The organism is Gemmata sp. (genome assembly GCF_051859125.1).
GTDB lineage: Bacteria > Planctomycetota > Planctomycetia > Gemmatales > Gemmataceae > Gemmata.
Genome location: NZ_JBHYGG010000062.1, coordinates 1 through 17,923, shown reverse-complemented (window position 1 = coordinate 17,923; position 17,923 = coordinate 1). Strand labels below are relative to the sequence as shown.

Annotated in this window: 14 protein-coding genes; 5 read left to right on the top strand and 9 right to left on the bottom strand. The window is 71.2% G+C overall.

Features of this window, described 5'->3' with window-relative positions; all coding sequences use genetic code 11:
* Positions 1 to 97 precede the first annotated feature (97 nt).
* The 3 genes from ACTIGN_RS07725 (at position 98) to dapB (ending at position 2,812) form a co-directional block, all read left to right on the top strand.
* Positions 98 to 355 (top strand): hypothetical protein, encoded by a 258-nt coding sequence (locus ACTIGN_RS07725; protein ID WP_439622473.1) that lies wholly within the window; start codon positions 98 to 100, stop codon positions 353 to 355.
* Positions 356 to 460: 105 nt separating this feature from the next.
* Positions 461 to 1,864, top strand: a complete 1,404-nt coding sequence (thrC, locus tag ACTIGN_RS07720) for a threonine synthase (protein ID WP_439622471.1) — start codon at positions 461 to 463, stop codon at positions 1,862 to 1,864.
* A gap of 156 nt (positions 1,865 to 2,020) precedes the next feature.
* Complete coding sequence (dapB, locus tag ACTIGN_RS07715; protein ID WP_439622469.1) at positions 2,021 to 2,812, top strand: 4-hydroxy-tetrahydrodipicolinate reductase; 792 nt, start codon at positions 2,021 to 2,023, stop codon at positions 2,810 to 2,812.
* A 6-nt stretch (positions 2,813 to 2,818) separates the two neighbouring features.
* Here the strand turns inward: dapB and ACTIGN_RS07710 are convergent, their stop codons facing one another.
* The 9 genes from ACTIGN_RS07710 to ACTIGN_RS07670 all read right to left on the bottom strand — a co-directional run bounded on the left by ACTIGN_RS07710 (position 2,819) and on the right by ACTIGN_RS07670 (position 12,520).
* The gene (locus ACTIGN_RS07710; protein WP_439622467.1) at positions 2,819 to 4,645 is read right to left on the bottom strand and encodes a serine/threonine-protein kinase; all 1,827 of its coding nucleotides are present in this window, start codon (positions 4,643 to 4,645) and stop codon (positions 2,819 to 2,821) included.
* 34 nt (positions 4,646 to 4,679) lie between these two features.
* Positions 4,680 to 5,237, bottom strand: a complete 558-nt coding sequence (locus ACTIGN_RS07705) for a sigma-70 family RNA polymerase sigma factor (RefSeq protein ID WP_439622465.1) — start codon at positions 5,235 to 5,237, stop codon at positions 4,680 to 4,682.
* Between the two features lie 312 nt (positions 5,238 to 5,549).
* Positions 5,550 to 6,167: an imidazole glycerol phosphate synthase subunit HisH gene (gene hisH / locus ACTIGN_RS07700; RefSeq protein ID WP_439622463.1), complete on the bottom strand. Its 618-nt coding sequence runs from the start codon at positions 6,165 to 6,167 to the stop codon at positions 5,550 to 5,552.
* 80 nt (positions 6,168 to 6,247) lie between these two features.
* The gene (locus tag ACTIGN_RS07695) at positions 6,248 to 7,414 is read right to left on the bottom strand and encodes a prepilin peptidase (protein WP_439622461.1); all 1,167 of its coding nucleotides are present in this window, start codon (positions 7,412 to 7,414) and stop codon (positions 6,248 to 6,250) included.
* On the bottom strand, positions 7,351 to 7,926 hold the full coding sequence (locus tag ACTIGN_RS07690) for a shikimate kinase (protein WP_439622459.1): 576 nt from the start codon (positions 7,924 to 7,926) through the stop codon (positions 7,351 to 7,353). Before ACTIGN_RS07690 ends, ACTIGN_RS07695 begins: the two co-directional genes overlap by 64 nt.
* Positions 7,927 to 8,093: 167 nt before the next feature.
* Positions 8,094 to 9,677, bottom strand: a complete 1,584-nt coding sequence (aroE, locus tag ACTIGN_RS07685; protein ID WP_439622457.1) for a shikimate dehydrogenase — start codon at positions 9,675 to 9,677, stop codon at positions 8,094 to 8,096.
* 114 nt (positions 9,678 to 9,791) lie between these two features.
* Positions 9,792 to 9,962, bottom strand: a complete 171-nt coding sequence (rpmG, locus tag ACTIGN_RS07680) for a 50S ribosomal protein L33 (RefSeq protein ID WP_439622455.1) — start codon at positions 9,960 to 9,962, stop codon at positions 9,792 to 9,794.
* 97 nt (positions 9,963 to 10,059) lie between these two features.
* Positions 10,060 to 11,409, bottom strand: coding sequence for a hypothetical protein (locus ACTIGN_RS07675; protein ID WP_439622453.1), 1,350 nt, complete (start codon positions 11,407 to 11,409; stop codon positions 10,060 to 10,062).
* Positions 11,410 to 11,575: 166 nt separating this feature from the next.
* Positions 11,576 to 12,520, bottom strand: a complete 945-nt coding sequence (locus ACTIGN_RS07670; protein WP_439622451.1) for a DUF1571 domain-containing protein — start codon at positions 12,518 to 12,520, stop codon at positions 11,576 to 11,578.
* Between the two features lie 264 nt (positions 12,521 to 12,784).
* Here ACTIGN_RS07670 and ACTIGN_RS07665 point away from each other — a divergent pair, with 264 nt between their 5' ends.
* Together ACTIGN_RS07665 and ACTIGN_RS07660 are read left to right on the top strand one after the other, a co-directional pair.
* A complete protein-coding gene (locus ACTIGN_RS07665) occupies positions 12,785 to 13,633 on the top strand; it encodes a hypothetical protein (protein WP_439622449.1) in 849 nt (282 codons plus the stop codon).
* 231 nt (positions 13,634 to 13,864) lie between these two features.
* A complete protein-coding gene (locus ACTIGN_RS07660; protein ID WP_439622447.1) occupies positions 13,865 to 17,389 on the top strand; it encodes a caspase family protein in 3,525 nt (1,174 codons plus the stop codon).
* Positions 17,390 to 17,923: the final 534 nt, after the last annotated feature.

Genomic DNA, 17,923 nt, shown 5'->3' with positions numbered 1-17,923 from the left:
CGCCCCGTTCCGACGGGGAGAGGTCGCCGCGAGTCTTCGAGCGGCGGGTGAGGGGCGGCCACGCATCGTGCCGCCACGTCGGGCGGGGGAGTTCATCGTGAGCGCTGACTTGAAGGCGTGGTTGTGCGTTGCCGTGGTCCCCGTCTGGTTCGGGGTCGCGCTGGCGCTCCAACTTTGGTACTGGGCCGTCGTGTGGGCCTGGCAGCGACGTAACCCGAACATTGTTGAGGTGGAACCGGACCTTCATCCTACTCCCATGCCCGCGATCGGACGATTCGCGTTCTTCATGTGTTGGCCACTCTTCGGCGTGCTGCTGGTCAGCTACCGCATCTGGTACGGCCAGTGGCCCGCTTGAAATCGGATAAAGCACCTCGCGGTGGACTACTGACGTGCCCCGTCGCTGGAAAGAGTCGCTCTTGCTCCCCTGGGAAGGTGCTCCCCTTCCGCTACAACATTCCGCATGTCCGACCTCTCATTCCAGCGCTGCATCAACCCCGCGTGCCGGGCCACCGTGGACCTCGCGGACACCTCGTTCCGGTGCCCGAAGTGCGGCGGCCTGCTCGACGTCGCCTACGACTGGGACCGGCTCCCGGTGCCCAAGTCGCTCAAGCACTTCGAGACGAAATGGGCCAACCGGTCCGACCCGCTCGACTTCTCGGGCGTGTGGCGGTTCCGCGAGCTGTTCCCGTTCGCCCCCGACGCCAAGGTCATGACCATCGGCGAGGGCCAGACCCTGTGCCAACGGGCCGACACGGTCGCGTCCTACGTCGGCATGAACCCCGGCACGGTGTACCTCGAGTACGAGGGGATGAACCCGAGCGGGAGCTTCAAGGACAACGGCATGACCGCGGCGTTCACCCACGCCCGCATGACCGGGGCCACCCGGGCCGCCTGCGCCAGCACCGGGAACACCAGCGCCAGCCTCGCCATCTACTGCGCCGCCGGGGGAGGGTCGCCGCCCATGCGGGCGGTCATCTTCATCGGCTCGGGCAAGATCAGCTACGGCAAGCTGTCGCAGGCGCTCGAGCACGGCGCGCTGACCGTCCAGATCGCCGGCGACTTCGACGACGCGCTGCGGCAGGTGCAGGACGTGAGCCGCCAGCTCGGCATCTACCTCGTCAACAGCGTGAACCCGTTCCGCCTCGAGGGGCAAAAGACGATCATGTTCCGCATCCTGGAGGCGCTGCGGTGGCGCGTTCCGGACTGGATCGTGGTCCCCGGCGGGAACCTCGGGAACGTGTCGAGCTTCGGCAAGGCGTTCACCGAGCTGAAGGACCTCGGCCTGATCGACCGCGCCCCGCGGCTGGCCGTGGTGAACGCGGCCGGGGCCGACACGTTCTACCAGCTCTACGACCGGCACGGGCTCCGGTGGAACGCGGGCGAGTTCGACAAGGCGAAGTACGACGCGTACATGCACGCGATGGACGCGGCCAACCGCCGGGCCGACACGCTCGCCTCGGCCATCGAGATCAACCGTCCGGTGAACCTGCCGAAGGCGCTGCGGGCGCTGGAGCGGTGCGGGGGGGTGGTCCGCGAGGCGTCCGACCAGGAGATGCTCGACGCGAAGGCGAAAATTGGGGCCGGCGGCCTCGGGTGCGAGCCGGCCAGCGCCGCCAGCGTCGCCGGGCTGCTCAAGCTCGTGAAGGAAGGCGTCATCGCCAAGTCGGACACCGTCGCGTGCGTGCTGACCGGGCACGTTCTCAAAGACCCCGACGCGACCGTCGCGTACCACACGGCCGACCCGGCGGTGTTCGAGGCGAAGCTCGGCAAGCGCGGCGTGAAGCGGGCGATGTTCGCGAACCGCGCCGTGCAGGTACCGAACCAACTGTCCGAAATCGTGAAGGCGATCGAACTGTACGCCTGAGCGACATCAGAGCATTTATCCACAGATTACACAGAAGACACAGATGTCAAAACCGATGAAGAGATCCGGCGGGACTTGATGTTGGCCGCTTCGAACTCTGTCTTCAAATCTGTGTCTTCTGTGTAATCTGTGGATCACCTTCTTCGGTCGATACCCATGAAGATTCACATTGCGTTTAACGGGGCCGGCGGGCGGATGGGGCAGCGGCTCGTCGCGCTCGCCAGGGAGGACCACGACCTCAAGATCGTCGCGGCGCTCGACGCGCCGGGCAGCCCCCTGCTGGGCCGCGACGCGGGCGAGGTCGCGGGCGTCGGGCACATCGGCGTGCCGATCACCAGCGAGTTGGCGCTCTCGCCCAAGCCCGACTGCCTGATCGACTTCTCGGCCCCCGAAGGGACGATGACCGTGCTGCCGGTGTGCGTCGGGCGGCAGATCCCGATCGTTGTGGCAACGACCGGCCACACCGCGAAGCAGAAGGAAGAGATCGAGGCCGCCGCGCACCAGACCGCGGTGCTGTTCGCCCCGAACATGAGCCTCGTCGTGAACCTGCTGTTCAAGCTCACGAAGCTCACCGCCGAGGCGCTCAAGGACAAGGGGTTCGACGCCGAGATCGTCGAGCGGCACCACCGGTTCAAGAAGGACTCGCCCAGCGGCACTGCGGTCCGGTTCGGGGAGATCATCCAGGAGGTGCAGGGCGGGCACTTCGTCCACGGCCGCGAGGGGTTGGTCGGCGAGCGGACCCCGCACGAGATCGGGGTCCACGCGGTCCGCGGCGGCGACAACGTCGGCGAGCACACCATCATCTTCACGACGCTCGGCGAGACGCTGGAGTTGGTCCACAAGGGGCACAACCGCGACAGCTACGCCCGCGGCGCGCTGGCCGCCGGGAAGTACCTCGCGAACCGCCCCGCCGGCCGGTACACAATGGCCGACGTGCTCGGGCTGTAGGCCGCGTCAGAACCGCACCTTCACGGTCGCCACGCTCGGCTTGCGGTTCATGGTCGCGGGGCCGGGCGTCGGGGCCGGTGCGGGCTCCTCCGGTCCGGACTCGTGTGCCGCCCACCACGCCGCGGCCTTCTCCGTGTCCCACTCCGTCGAGCACCCGCACGAAAGCAGCGCCTTCTGGAGCGATCCGGCGTCCGGGTAGCGGTCGGCGGGCGACTTCGCGAGGCACTTCAGCAGCACCGCGTCCAGATCGGCCGGCACGCCGGGCACCCGCTGCGACGGCGGCACGAGCGCCGCGTGCCGGTGCGCCGCGATCTGGTCGAAGATGGTCGCCCCGTCGAACGGCGACCGGCCGGTCAGCAGGAAGTACCCGACGCCGCCGAGCGCGTAGAGGTCGGTGCGGGCGTCGGTCGCCGCGCCGGGGGTTCCCTGTTCCGGGGCCATGTACGCCGGCGACCCGCTGATGACGCCCTTCTCGCCGTCGCCCGCGCCACCGGCCGCGTGCGACACGAGCCCGAAGTCGAGGAGCTTGGCCACGTCGAACGCGCCGCCGCGGGTCGCCGCGAAGATGTTCGCGGGCTTGATGTCGCGGTGGATCAGCCCCTGCCCGTGCGCCTCGCGGAGCGCGGCGCACACCGGGGCCAGCAGGTACACGACCCGCCCCGGCGGGAGCGGGCCGGCGCGCCGCACGAGTTCGTCGAGGTTCATCCCGCGGAGCAACTCCATGACGTAGTAGAACGCGCCCTGGTCGGTGCGGCCGTAGTCGTAGATCTCGACCGTGTTCCAGTGCGACAGGTGGGCGGTGGCCCGCACCTCCTGCTCGAACCGGGCGACGGCCGCCGGGTCGGCGTCGACGCCGGGGCGGATCAGCTTGATGGCGCACGACCGCTTGAGCAACTCGTGCTCGGCCCGGTACACCTCGCCCATCCCGCCGCTGCCGAGCTTCTCCTGGAGCCGGTACTGGCCGAACTTCCGGGCCCGGTGGACCTCCCACCGGCTCACGTTCAGGATGTGCGCGTAGAAGATGGCCTCGGCCACGGCGACCAGCGCCACCGGGAACGGCGGGCCGTGGTGCAGCGAGTCGAACGCCTCCCGCACCTTCGGCTCGTACAGGCCGAGCAGGTACGTGCTGACGTACGGGGCGCACCCGGCCGGGAGCAGGATCACGAGCGACCGCCGCCACGTGTTGGGGATCAGCACGCCGTAGCTGATGATGATGAGCACCCACACGCCGTGGATGAAGTACCCGTCCATCATCACGGTCGCGAAGTCGCCGGCCCGCGCGCGCTCGAGCATGAGTGCCGACGGCATCACGGTCATCTGCACGATCACCGACCCGAACATGAGCACTTCGAGCACCCGCAATTGCCGCCGGGACGGGTGCGGGAGGACGTGCAGGAACCCCAGGCACGTGAGGCACACGGCGAGGCACCCGAGCCGGAGGCCGAGGAACGGCAGGGCGAGGGTCGGCACCAGCGCGAGGACCATCGGGCACACGGTCACCACCGTCACCCAGTACAGGCGGCGGTGGAGCAGGTCGTTGGTCTCTTCGCTGAACGCGCGCTGCGACGAGTCGGTGACGCGGACCTTGGCCGACGACCGGGACGCCGGCGGCGCGGCCACGACGGTGACGGCCGAGGACGGCTTGCTCAGCACGCTCTCGGGCGGCGCGGCCGGCGTCTCCAGGAACCCGTCGGCCCGGTCGTGGGCCGCGAGCAGCGCCTCGACCCGCCCCCGCAGCGCCGCGTCCGGGCCGCACGCGGCGTCCAGGTACGCGCGGCGCGCGGCCGGGTCGGTCCGGTCGAGCGCGTCCAGGAAGAGGCTGCGTTCGTTCATGCGGGGCGATCCCATCACAGCTCCGACGCCTGCGTCAGTTCCCGCCCATCTCGCGGAGGAGCCACGCGCGGGCGAACGCCCACATCCGCTCGGCGGACCGGAGCGACACGCCCAAACAGTCCGCGGCCTGCGACGCCGTGAGCCCCGAGAAGTACCGCAGTTGCACGAGCTTCGCCGCCTCGGGGTCCACGGTCGCCAATTTCGTCAGCGCTTCGTCGAGTGCGAGCAGGTCCACGCCGGACTCGGGCGCGGCGACCTCGACGGCGTCGAGCGCGACCCGCTGCCGCGCCCCGCCGCGCTTGGCCGCGTGCTTCTTGCGGGCGTGGTCGACGAGGATGCGCCGCATCGACTCGGCCGCGGCCGCGAAGAAGTGGCCCCGGTGGTTCCACGCGAGGTCCGGGGCGCTGCCGATCAGCCGCAAATACGCCTCGTGGACCAGGGCCGTGGCGTTGAGCGTGTGGGCCGGGGACTCGTGCGCCATGTTCCCCGCCGCGAGCCGCCGCAACTCCTCGTACACGAGCGGGAGCAGTTGCGCCGCCGCGGCGCGGTCCCCGCCGTGGATGGCCGACAGAATTTGCGTGACGTCGCTCACGGCGGCGCGGCCCCGCGGATGATTGTGCTAATGAGGGGAAGTATACCCCACCGCGGGAGACAGGCACAGGTTACCCGGCGTTGCGACCGGCGACCTTGGGCTGAAGTGGTGCAACCCGCTTTGAACACTGAAGGGGTTCCGTTCCCCAGCCCGAGGGGAACGCAGCGCTACCCCGGGAAGCGAGCGCACGCGCCGGTCGCGCCGGGCGACCACCGGGGGCGCCACGGTGGTCGCCCCAGGGTGCGCCGAAGCCGGCGGCCTTGGGCTGGGGAATGGAACCCCTTCGGGGTTCAAAGCCAGTCCGGGCGCGGCTCACAGCGTCGCGAAGTTCTTGAGCATCTGGAGCCCGACGCGCTGGCTCTTCTCGGGGTGGAACTGCGTCGCGTACACGTTGTCGCGCCACACGACCGCGGCGAACGGCGTCGGGTAGTCGGCCGTTGCCGCGACCACGGACTGGTCGGCCGGCTGCGCGTAGTACGAGTGGACGAAGTACACCGCCGCGGCGGCCGGGAGGTCGCGGAAGAGCGGGCACGCCGGCCGCGTCAGGTCGAGCGTGTTCCAGCCCATGTGCGGCACCTTCAGCCCCGGCACCACGGGGAACCGCACCACGTCGCCGCGGAACAGGTCGAGCCCGGCGTGCTCCCCGTCCTCGAACCCGCGGGTGAAGAGCATCTGGAGCCCGAGGCAGATGCCGAGGAACGGCCGCCCGCTGGCGACGTGTTCGGAGATCGCCGTGCCGAGGTGCGTCTCGCGGAGCCGGGCGATCGCGTCACAGAACGCCCCGACGCCGGGGAGCACGACGCGGTCGGCGGCCCGAATCCGCTCGGCGTCGGACGTGACCGCGGCCGCGTGGCCGACCTGCTCGAACGCCTTCTGGACGCTCCGCAGGTTCGCCATGCCGTAGTCCACGATCACGATGTCGGAAGCCATTGGGAACTCGCCCGACGGTTCCGCCGGGTGTTGAGGGGAAGAAGACCCCCGGCAAGCCGGGGGCGAAGTCGAGTGGGCGATCACACCTTCGCCGCGGGTTCGGGCGCGGGCCGCCGCAGGAGCAGGCCGGCCGCCAGCAGGCCGCCGAACATCACCACCACGCACAGCACCAGCGTGACGCCGTCGAAGAACAGGTACTGCGTCCCCGGGCCGACCCACGGCCACGCGAACCACGTCACGACCACGCCTAGGGCCAGCCCGGGGCCGAACGGCAACTCACGGGTGTCGGTGAACTCGCCGCTCACCGGCGACGACTGCGGTTCCTTCTCTTTCCCCGCGACGATCAACATGATGACCTTCAAGAAGAGCGCCGCACCCGCCCCAACGAACAGCGACAGCACCGCCACCTGCCACCCGAGGAACGCGCCGGCCATCATCAGCAGGTCGGCGTCCCCCAGGCCCATCGCCTCGCGGCCGAAGCCGAGTTCGAACAGCGCCTTCACGGCCCGCACCACCAGCGACCCCGCGAGCGCCCCGAGGACCGAGTTGATGAGGCCGAGGCGAACGCTCCCGGGCGGGGCGAAGTCGAACGTCGGGCCGTAGAACGGCCACAACTGTACCCCCACCGGAACCTGCCCCCAGAACTCTTGCAGCGACCACGGGGCACCGGGCGGCGCGCCGGGAACAGTGACAAGGCCGGCGGCCGCCGGGTTCGGCCACGGCCACGGCATCAGCGCCCCGCCGACGACGCCGACGAGCAGCCCGAGGTACGGGATCGCCGGCGGGATGATCCGGTGCTCGGCGTCGATCACCGCGGCCGCGATCAGGCACCACAGCAGCACCGCGTGGTACGCGAACATCGCCATGCCCGCCGCCGGGAAGAACGCCGGCATCACCGCCGGGTTCACCTTCAGCGCCGGAACGTCGTGCCAGTTGAGCACGACCTCCAGCACGAAGAGGGCGAGCGTCGCCAGGCCGGTGCCGAGTTCCACCCAGAGGTAGCGGGCCGAGAACGCGGCCCCGCAGTTGCGGCACCTGCCGCGGAGCCGCAGGTAGCCCAGTATCGGGATGTTGTCGAGCAGGCGGATCGGCCGGAAGCACGAGAAGCACCGCGACGAGGGCCAGACGACGCTCTTCTCCAACGGCAGGCGCGCGACGAGGACGTTCAGGAACGACCCCACCATCAGCCCGAGGAGGAAGACCCAGCCGCACCAGAACGCGATGATTGCAATGTTCCAGCCTTGCATGCTTTGAGGATAGCGTTCGCGACCGCGTCCGGCGACTGCGCGTCGGTGCCGGTGCTGAAGTGGGCGAGGTCGCGGTACAGCGGGGTGCGGGCGGCGGTCAGCGATTTCACCTCCGCGAACCCGCCGACGGGGGTCAGGTTCGGGCGGCGGTCCGCGGTGGTCGGGTCGCCGCTCAGCCGCGCCCAACTCGTCTCGGGGTCGGTGACGAGCCACGCGACGAACCCCGATTCGCGGAGCAACTCGCGGTTGGCCGGCCGCAGCACGGCCCCGCCGCCGGTGGCGATCACGAGGCGGTCGCGGCGGCACAGGTCGGCGAGCGCGGCGCTCTCGCGGTCGCGGAACCCGGGCTCGCCCTCGGCGGCGAAGATCGCGGCGATGGACCGCCCGGCGGTCGCTTCGAGGTGGTCGTCGGCGTCGGCGAACTCCCACCCGAGTTCGCGGGCGAGGATGCGGCCGACGGTCGTTTTGCCGGAGCCGCGGTAGCCGATCAGGATGATGCGCTCGGGGGTCATGTCAGCCGGGAAGAGTAAAAGTCGAGCCGCACGGCAAATGATGATGGACGCACGATCCGGACCTGAAGAGCGACATCAATCACGCTCTGTCTGGATCGTGCCGGAAAGTCTTCAATCGTGCGGCATAATTCCCGGCCCGCGGATCGCGCGGCACGATTCCTTCGGGTTCAATCCTCTTCGCCCTCTCCGGCGGCCGGTTCGTCCCCGGTCCGGCCCTCGGCTTCGTCCTCGTCCCGGAACGCTTTCGTCAGCGGGGAGAGCGCCTTGCGGACGATCTGGCGCATCAGGTCGAGGTCGGCGATGTGGCCGGTGAACAGTTGGATCTGCCGGGCGGCCTGGCGGACGAACATGTCCACGCCGGTGATCGTGTGGCACCCGCGGAGCCGGGACTCGCGGACCAGGAGCGTCGTCTCGGGCGTGTAGATCGTGTCGAACACGGTCAGCCCCGGCTTCAGGATGCTGAAGTGGCACGGGGCCTCGTCCACGTTCGGGTGCATGCCGACCGGGGTGCAGTTCACCAGGATGTCGAACGGGACGCTGTGCCGGGCGTGCCAGTCCACGGCCTTGCACTTCACCTCCTCGGCGAGCTTCTGGGACCGCTCGTAGGTCCGCCCGGCGATGGTGATCTGCGCCCCCTCGGCGTGGAGGCCGAAGGCTACGGCACGGGCAGCGCCGCCCGACCCGAGGATCAAGACCGCCAACTGGTTGAGGTGGACCGGCGGGCCGCCCTGCGCCCGGTCCCGGAGGTGGGCCGTCACCGTCTCGATGATCGCCGGGTAGTCCGAGTTGAACGCGGCGAACGTGTCGTCGGGCCGGCGGAGGAGCGTGTTGGCCGCCCCCACGATGTCCACCGTTTCTTCCCGCTCGACCGCCAGCGCCGCGGCCGCCTCCTTGTGCGGCACGGTCACGCTGTACCCGTTCACCGGGACGTCGGCGTACCCGTCGAGGGTCTGTTGGAGCATCCCGCGGGGCACGCGGAACGGCAGGTACAGGGCGTTGATGCCGGCCCGCTTGTAGACCTGGTTGTGCAGCAGCGGGCTCAGGCTGTGCCCGACCGGGTCGCCGCACACGCCGTAGATTTCGGTGTCGGCGGTGATCGACCGGACCGGGAACGTGGTGCGGAACTCGTCGACCGCGGGCATGCCCGGGGCGATCCCGCGCTCCTTGTTGAACGCCGCGTAGATCCACGGCGCGCCGTACTTCAGGGCGAGGAACCGCGAGCACTGGCCGATGTCGCCCATGCAGAACGCGACGGTCGGCTTCGGGGCCGCCTTCTGGAGCCGGATCACCCGGGCGACGTCCTCGGGGGTCTGTGCGAGGACCGCGATCTTGTACACGTCCGCGTCCTGCTTGAGCATCGCGGCGTAGGTGTCGTCGAGGTCCTGCGGGGTCTCGCTCAGGTTGTGGTAGCTGACGATCCGCTTCACCTTGCCGAACCGCGGGACGGTCGCGGCGACGTCGTGCTCGAGGTCCACCCACTCGAACGCGCCGGACACGATGGCCTGGCGGAGGATCGTGAGCCGCTCGGCCTCGGTGCCCGGGAACCGGCCGCCGTCGCTGGGCCGCCGGAGGGTGGCGACCCACGGGCACCGCTTGTGGGGCGTGAACCGCTTGAAGTCGATGGCCTTGGCGAGGTAGTCGAGCCGCAACTCGATGAAGTTGGTGCCGCGGCGGGCCGCCTCGTCGATCTCGGCGGCGACCATCTTGTGGCGGGTCCGGCCGATGACCACCAACACCCTGTCGGACGACATAAACCGCCCCTCGGCACGCCTCGGGAGAAATGAGTGCGCAAGTGTAACAGTCGCGGGCACAAAGCGATAGAGGGGCCGAAGCCCCTCCGCAGTGCCGGGACGGGCGGGCCCGCCTCAGACCTTGCTGGCTTCCTTGTACATGACGTGCTTCCGCACGACCGGGTCGAACTTGCGGAGCTGGATCCGCTCCTTGCTGTTGTTGCGGTTCTTCTGCGTGAAGTAGCAGTGGTCGCTCGCCTCGCTCTTCAGCTTGATGGTGCTGCGAGCTTCCTTCCCCTTCGCCATGTGACGCCCCTTCGGTTCGGTGTGCGGAGCCCGGCGCCGGCCGGTTGCAGACGGGCAGTATAGTGGAAACCCGCGGGTCGTGGAGGGGTGGTTCCGCTCACACCGCGAGTTGGTGCGGCGGCTCCGGCCGCGCCGGGCGGACCCGCCGCCACGCGGCCCCCGCGATCCGCGACACCAGCCCGGCCGACGGCTCCCACGTCGGCGGCTCCGCGGCCGACAGGTTCGGGCGGAACACCAGCAGCACCAGCAGCGGCAGGTACCACAGGACGTACACCCCGCCCCGGTCCGCGTGCCAGAACTGGACCCCGATGAGCAGCGCCGCCGACAGGGAGATCAGGTGCGACAGGTTCTTCGGGCTCGGCCACACCGACACGCCCACGAGGAACGCGACGTACAGCACGAACAGCGGGAGCCGGTACGCCCAGTGCGCCCCGGTCCAGATGCTCTCGGCGTTCGGCACCTTCCACGGCTGCCAGTCGGGCAGGCTCAGCGTCGTGGCGATCCCGAGCGTCGCGTCCCCGCTCCACCCGGTCGTCACCAGCCCGGTGATCCCGACGCTGACCGCGACGGCCCCGAGGAACGACCGGGCGAACCGCCCGGCCCCGCGGCGGGCGTAGAACCCGAGCCACAGCGGGAACAGCAGCGCCGGGAACAGCGCCGTGCCCGCGGCGAGCCCCAGGAGCCACCCCGACAGCACCGGCCGGCGGTAGCAGTACACGGCCCAGACCAGGAACGCCGTCGGCCAGACGTGGTGCAACTGCCGGCCGATGTCGAACGCGGTGTACGGCACCAGGAGGTAGAGCGTGGCCATGCCGACGCCCGCCGCCCGGTCCTGGAAGTGCTGGACCCCGATCAGGAGCAGCGCCACGACGACCGCCGCGTGGCACGCCATGCACAGCGCCCGCTCGACCCAGAACCGCACGTCGTCGGGCGACGCGCTCTGGATCGCCTCGGTCGGGGCCTGCTGGACCACGGCCGTCGCCTGCCCCCGCACCTGCTCGATGGGGGCCGGCCGCCGCCCGACCTGGACCGACTCCGACGGGTCGGAGGTCCGCCGCAGCGCGACCGACGCCTGCCCCACGAACATCGCGACCCCGAGGCACGCGAGGCCGGCGGTCGTCAGGTTCGGGCTGACGCTCGGCCGCCGGACCAGCCCGATGTCGATCACCGACCGGACGAACCAGTACGCCGAGCCGGCCAGGAGCCAACTGTAGCCCAGGATCAGTTCCCGCTCCCCGCGCTCGGTCCGGCCCACGTCGAGGTAGTGGTGCGCCTCCTGGAGCAGGAGGAACCCCGGGCTGAGCAGGAACAGGGTGAGCAGGTCCAGGTTGCGGACGCAGAACGGGCGGGCGAACTGGAAGAACAGCGTCAGCGTCAGAATGAGCGAGAAGTACAGCCAGGTGGCCGCGTTCGGGAGGTGGAAGTCAAGGAAAATGGACGGTTCCACGGCGGACCCTCACGCGGCAGATGACACCTCCGGGGCGAGCGAGGCGGTAGACCTGACCTTGGTGATACGTTCGCAACGCCAGTCTGTCAATCGAGATGTGCCACGGGACCGGGGCACTCCCGACGGCGCCGTCCGGCAGGACCGGACCCCGCGTGGCGGACGGGCGTCACTTCTTGGCCTTGAGCCCGGCGACGGTGAACGTGTCGGGGGCGAACGACGGGTTCGTGTCCACGTTCCGGAAGTAGTAGGAGGCGAGGAGGGTTCCGTCGGGGCGGTACAACTCGCTGCCGACCTGCATCCACGTCTCGGCGTCGATCATCACCCGCACCCGCGTGAACCCGTCGCGGGCGATGACCGCCGGGTCCGTCACCGGTGCGCCGCCCAGCTCGAACGGGTCGGCCTCGGGGGTCGCCGCGGTGCGGTCGATGACGTGGCACACCCGCCCGCCGACTTCCGGGACCGCCCGCTTCTCGACGTACTCGGTCTTCAGCGTGCCGGCCGCCTGTCGCTGTTTCCAGGCGTCGTAGGTGCGGAGCATGCCGCGGTAGATGCCGGCGTCGCGGATGCTGTACCGCGACTGCGCCTGGGCCATCGGGTCGGCCGGGTTCAGCGAACTGGTCGTGATGAGCGCGTCGGGCCGGTACGAGACGACCCGGTTCCCGGTCCCCTCCGGGGCGGGCTTCTCGCTGTAGAGGGTGCCGCGGATCTCGTACCGCATGGCCTTCCGCGCCCCCGAATGCCACCGCATCGCCACCTCGATGTCGTGCTTGCCGGTGGCGGGGTCCGGCACGTCGCCGCGGACCGCGAGCACGATCACCTCGTCCTGCGCCGGCAGCGGCTCGCCGTTCACCCGCTCGCGCTTCACGAGCGTGGCCGTGAGGCCCTTCGCGGTCCGCTGGTAGTGTGCGAGGCACTTCTCGTACATCGCGACCGGGTCGGTCCTCGCGAGCCGCTCGAACTCGTCGGCGGTCGGGAGCGGGGCCGAGCCGGTGTCGGCGAACTCGGGGCCGGCGGGCGGGGGCGGGGGGGCGGCGAAGAACCGGCCGTACACGCCGACGCACAGCGCCGCGAGCACGGCGAGAGCGAGCAGACCGACGACCGTGCGAACCATCCGGGACCCTCGGGAGCCGGGCAATTCTGCAAGTTTAGGGCCGCCCCGGGGCGCAAACAATGCCGTCACCGTGCGTCCCAGGCTCGGCATCGGTCGCTCCCCGTGTGTGAGTTGTGGCGGCCGTGCGGGTTGGTCGAACGGTTCGGGCTCGCTCAAGTACCGTCTTCGACGCGGCCCGCCCGGGAACTGCAATTGAACTTCCCGGGTGCCGATACTATTGCGTGGTTTCTGTGCGATGGGCGTATCCTTCCGGGTGATGCCGTCATGAAGCGGATCCTCTGGGCAACCTTGATCGTCGCGGGCCTCGGGGCCACGGCCTCCGGCGCGGGACCGTTCCGCTCCCGGGGCGGGGCCCGCGGGCAGGCCCCGCAGGCGGCTGCCCCGGTCGAGCACCGGACGTACTGCGCGAGCTGGACCGCGCACGCGTCCGAGCCCGAGAAGGTCGACGCCCGCCCGCTCGTGTGGGTGCTCGACGGGGCCGGCGACCTGAAGGGGTGCTCCGGCGCGATGATCGCGGCGATGGCCCGGTCCGACTACCCGGTCGAACTGGCCCCGTTCCAGTGGTCGCACGGGTACCGCAAGCTGTACGCCGACCAGACCGACGCCGAGCACACCCGCGAGCAGGGGTGCCGCCTGGCCGCCGCGGTCCTGGAGCGCAAGGCCCGCGAGCCCGGCCGCCGCGTCGTGCTCGCCGGGCACAGCGCCGGGTGCGGGGTGATCCTCGCGGCCGGGGACGTGCTGCCCGTGGACGCCGTGGACCGCGTGCTGCTCCTCGCCCCGAGCGTCTCGACCGGGTACGACGTGCGGCCCACGGTGTGGTCGGCCCGCGAGGGGGTCGACGTGTTCTGCAGCAAGAAGGACTGGGTCGCGCTGGGGTTCGTGGTCCGCGTCGTCGGCACCACCGACAAGAACCGGTTCGCCGCGGCCGCAGGCCGGTGGGGGTTCCAGCCCCGGGGCGACAGGGCGCTCGACGACGCCGAGGCGGCCCGGTTCCGCCAGCACTTCTGGAGCGAGGAGATGTCCTGGACCGGGCACACCGGCGGGCACCACGGCGTCAACTCGCCCGAGTTCATCCGCACCTACCTGTTCCCGCTCATGCTCGGGGCGAAGTGACGCCGGGCGAGCCCCAGGGTTTGCACCAGCGGACCCAGGGTTGACACCCTGGGCTACGGACTGTCGCCCCCTTCGGGGGCTCAAGGCGTTGAAGTCCCGGAGGGACGACAGTGCGTAGCCCGGGGTGCAAACCCTGGGTCCGCTGCGAGCCCTGCCTTTCCCCCCGCGTCCCCTTTGGCCCCCACTTCTGCATACCCTAACACCGTGACCGCACCCCGTTCGGAGGTCGCCGTGTTCGCACGCCTCGCCGCAGGACTGTCCCTCGCCGCACTTCTCGCCGGGGCCGTCGAGGCCCAGCAGTTCGACCGCCGCGCCCGCGACGAGCCCGAGGTCGTCATCGAGGCGGGGGGCCGCGTCGGAACGGCCGACGTCGTGCGGTTCACCCCGGACGGCAACTTCCTCCTCGCCGGCGGCGACGACAAGGTCGTCCGCGCCTGGCCGCACTCGATCGCGGCCGGCCTCGACGCCGCACCGGACGCCGCGAAGGTGCTGCGGTGGCGCGGGTGGCGCGACCAGCTCGGCGGCATCAAGTGCCTCGCGCCCACCGCCAACGGGAAGCGGGTCGCGGTCGGCGGGTACGGGCTGAAGATCAGTTCCGTTGCGGTCCTCGACCGCGAGACCGGCGAGACGGTCGGCATCACCTGGCCGCGGGTCCGCGAGGGGGCGTACCACGACGCGGTCACCGCGATCGCGTTCCACCCGGACGGCCGCCGCGTCGGGTTCGGCACCGCCGACGGCACCCTCTGGTTCTGGGAGCCGAAGAAGCTCGACGCGCCCGAGGGCGACCGCGTCTGGAACGCGCCCGTGTGCGCCGGCCGGTTCGCCAACCCCGCACCCGACCAACTGAACTTCACCCGCGGCATCCGCTTCCCGGACGGGGACACGATGCTGGCCGTCTCGTCCCGCGGGCAGGTGCTCGCCTGCGACCTCAGGGCCAAGCTCACCGACGACCCCTCGGCCCCCGTGCCCGAGGGCCGCACGGTGTTCGAGGTCTTCGCCGGGCAGCCCGAGAAGTACCGCGTCCACGCCGCCGAGTGGACCGGCGACGGCAAGTGGCTCGTCGCCGCGACCACCGGCCCGCTGCTCCTGCTCCGGTCGGCCGACGGCACGGAGACCCGCCGCATCGAGCTTCCCGTGGACCACTTCGCGCGGTCGTTCGCCGTTCACCCGAAGACCGGTATGGTCGCCGTGGGCGTCGGGTCGGCGCTCCCGGCCGGCGAGAAGAAGCCGCGGTTCTACATGGAGCCCGACGACCAGCTCTGGCTCTACGCCGACCCCCTCGCCGAGAAGGCCGGCGCGCCGACGAAGCTGAAGTTCAGCGGCCGCGCCGAGGCGATGGGGTTCCACCCCACGCTCGACCGGCTCGCGATCGCCGGCGGCGACGCAGACGAAGTGACCTTGCTCGACCTCGCAACGCCCGAGAAGCCGCTCTCCGTGGTCCGCGGCGGCGGCCGGCGGCTGTACGCCGTGAACCTGTCCGAGACCGGCGACGTGATCGCCGTGAGGACCGGCCGCAACCCCGCGGCCACCGACCCGAACGACCGCGGCACCGGCCCGTGGCTCCGGTTCAACGTCCCGCGGTTCGCGTTCGCCCCGAACGACCGCGGCACCTGGCTCGGCCCCGTCCGCACCGCGGGCGGCTGGGAGGTCGTGCCCGACGCCGCGTCGCGGTTCGTGTGGTACGCCGAGCGCGCGAAGGCCGATGGCACCCGCGAGCGGCTGCGACTCGTGCTCGACGTGGACCTCGACCAGGCCCCGACCTGCTACACCTTCGTGCCCACCGCTGACGGCAAGCCGGCGCGCGTCGTCGTCGGCCACTACTACGGCTGCTCGCTGTTCGAGCTGGACCCCGAGCGGGCTGTGAAGAACCCCCGCACCGGCGCGCTGGAACTGCACCGGGCGAAGCTGTTCATCGGCCACGGGGCCGAAGTCAACGCGATTGTCGCCGACAAGTCCGGTGAGTGGTTCGTCACGGCAGGGGCCGACCAGACCGTCGCCGCGTGGGGCCTCGAAGACTGGAAGGCGCAGGCCGCTCTCGGGGCCGCGTTCGAGGTGGACGGCGGGCAACTCGCGGTGAGCGCCGTCGACGTCGGCTCGCCCGCGTGGGAGGCCGGGCTGACCGCCGGGGACCGGATCGAGGTGCTCGCCGTCGGCGGGAAGGCCGCGTTCGACCGCCGGCCGAAGCGCGCCGAGGTCGGCACCCCCGCTGCCGCTGTTGCGCTGCTCGCGAAGCCGCTGTCGGGCGTCGAGTTGTTCTTCGGGTGGGTCACCGACAAGGGCGAGCGCCGGGCCACGCCGACCCGCATCAAGCAGCGGCCGCTGTGGAAGTGGTTCCCGGCGTTCGACGACCGGGGCCGGCTCACCGACGCGGTCCTGTGGATGTGGCACGGGTCGTACTACTACACCGCCTCGGCCCACGGGGACCGGGTGCTCGGGTGGCACGCCAACGCCCCGGACGTCGCCGGCACGCCCGAGTTCCAGCCCCTCGAACGGTACAAGCACCTGTTCCTGCGGCCCGACGTGATCGCGAAGCTCGTCGCTACGCGCTCCGTCGCCGCGGCGCTCAAGGAGGCCACCGGGGACAACCCGCGGAAGCGGTCGTTCCGCGAGGTCGAGCCCCCGCCGGTCGAGCTGGCGCTCCAGAGCGGCACCGTTCGGGCCGACGGCGTGCGGCTCACGGTCGCCGTCAACCCGCGGGGCAACGACCCGGACCTGCTCCCCGACCGGGTCGAGTTGTGGGTGAACGACTACCGGTTCCGCACCTGGCCGGGGAAGGGGAAGGAGGCGTTCCGGGAAGAACTGGTCGTTCCCGCCAGCGCGTTCCGCGCCGGGGACAACCGGGTCACCGTCCTGGCTCTGAACGCGGCCCGGGGCCGGGCCGAGGCGGGGGGCGTCGTCCGCAACCCGGCGCGGGCCGCCGAGCCGAACCTCGTGGGGGTCGCGGTCGGCATCAACGACTACGCCGCGCACCGCACCGCCGCCGGGGCGCGGTCGCTCGGCGACCTCGGTCGGGCGAAGGCCGACGCGACCGACGTCCGCAAGTCGCTCCTCAGCTACCGCGGGGACGGGAAGTTCTTCAAGAACGGGGAGGTCGCCGCGGTCCTCGACGAGGCGGCCGACCGCAAGGGCATCCTCGCGGCGCTGGCCGACCTGAAGAGGGCCGCGGTCCGGCCCGACGACCTGCTGGTCGTGTTCTTCGCGGGCCACGGCGACCTGCTGCTCGCGGCGGGCGACCCGCTCGTTGCGCCGCCGAAGGATCTCGCGGCACGCGGCCTCGTGCGCGACGCGGGCCTGTTCGTCCTGTGCTGCCCGGACTACGCCCCGGCGCGGCCCGGCGCCACGGCCGTCTCGTGCGACGAACTGTTCGAGGCGCTCGCCGGGGTCAACTGCCGGAAGCTCGTGCTGCTCGACGCCTGCCACTCGGGCGGCGCGGCCGGGGCGAACGTGCTGCGGCGGCTCGTCCCCAACGGGCAGGGGCCGACGGTCATCGCCTCGTGCGACCAGGGGGAGCTGGCGTTCGAGGACGACGCGCTCGGGCACGGGGTGTTCACCTACGCGGTCCTGGAGGCGCTCGGGCCGCGGTTCCGCACGGCCGACGCCGACAGCGACGGGTCCGTCTCCACGGCCGAGCTGTACGGGTACCTCGCCGAGCGCGTCCCGGCCCTGGTCCGCGAGGTCCGCCCCGGGAGCGCCCAGAACCCGATCTGCTTTCCGCGACCGACCGACCTTCCGCGGGCGGCGCTTCTGCGGAAGTGACTCGTCGCCGAACGCCGCGTCTTCGGCGGCCAGCGCGTCGAGGCGCGAAAGGGCGGCGCGGCCGCCGTCGGCGAGCGACGCGGGGGCGGGTTCGGCGTCGGGGTCGATGCCGAGTTCGGCGAGCATGTGGTCGGCGAGGACCGCGGCGACGGCCACCGCCCCGCGGCTCGTGGCCGGGTCGCGGGAGCGGATCTGGGTCTGGAGCCAGCGCATGCCGGCGTTGGAAAGCGCGTCCATGATCGCACGTACGGGTTGAGTGGTTGGTCGCGAGGTGATCTGCGAACGGGCCGAGCGGCCCCACAAGGTAAGTGCGCAACGACCCGAGCCGCGTCAAACAATTCGCGCGAGATTCTGTGCGCACGCGCCCGGTGCTGAGCGTGTCTCGCTGGCGCTCCGTCTCATCTCTGCGGCACGGGCCTCTGGCTGCTCTGCTGAAGTCCTCGCGGGATACGCATGAAGTGGCTGGCGGGCCGCCACGGAGGGCGGCCCCTACCGAGCCTTTCGCCTTTGGTTTGTAGGGGCCGCCCTCCGTGG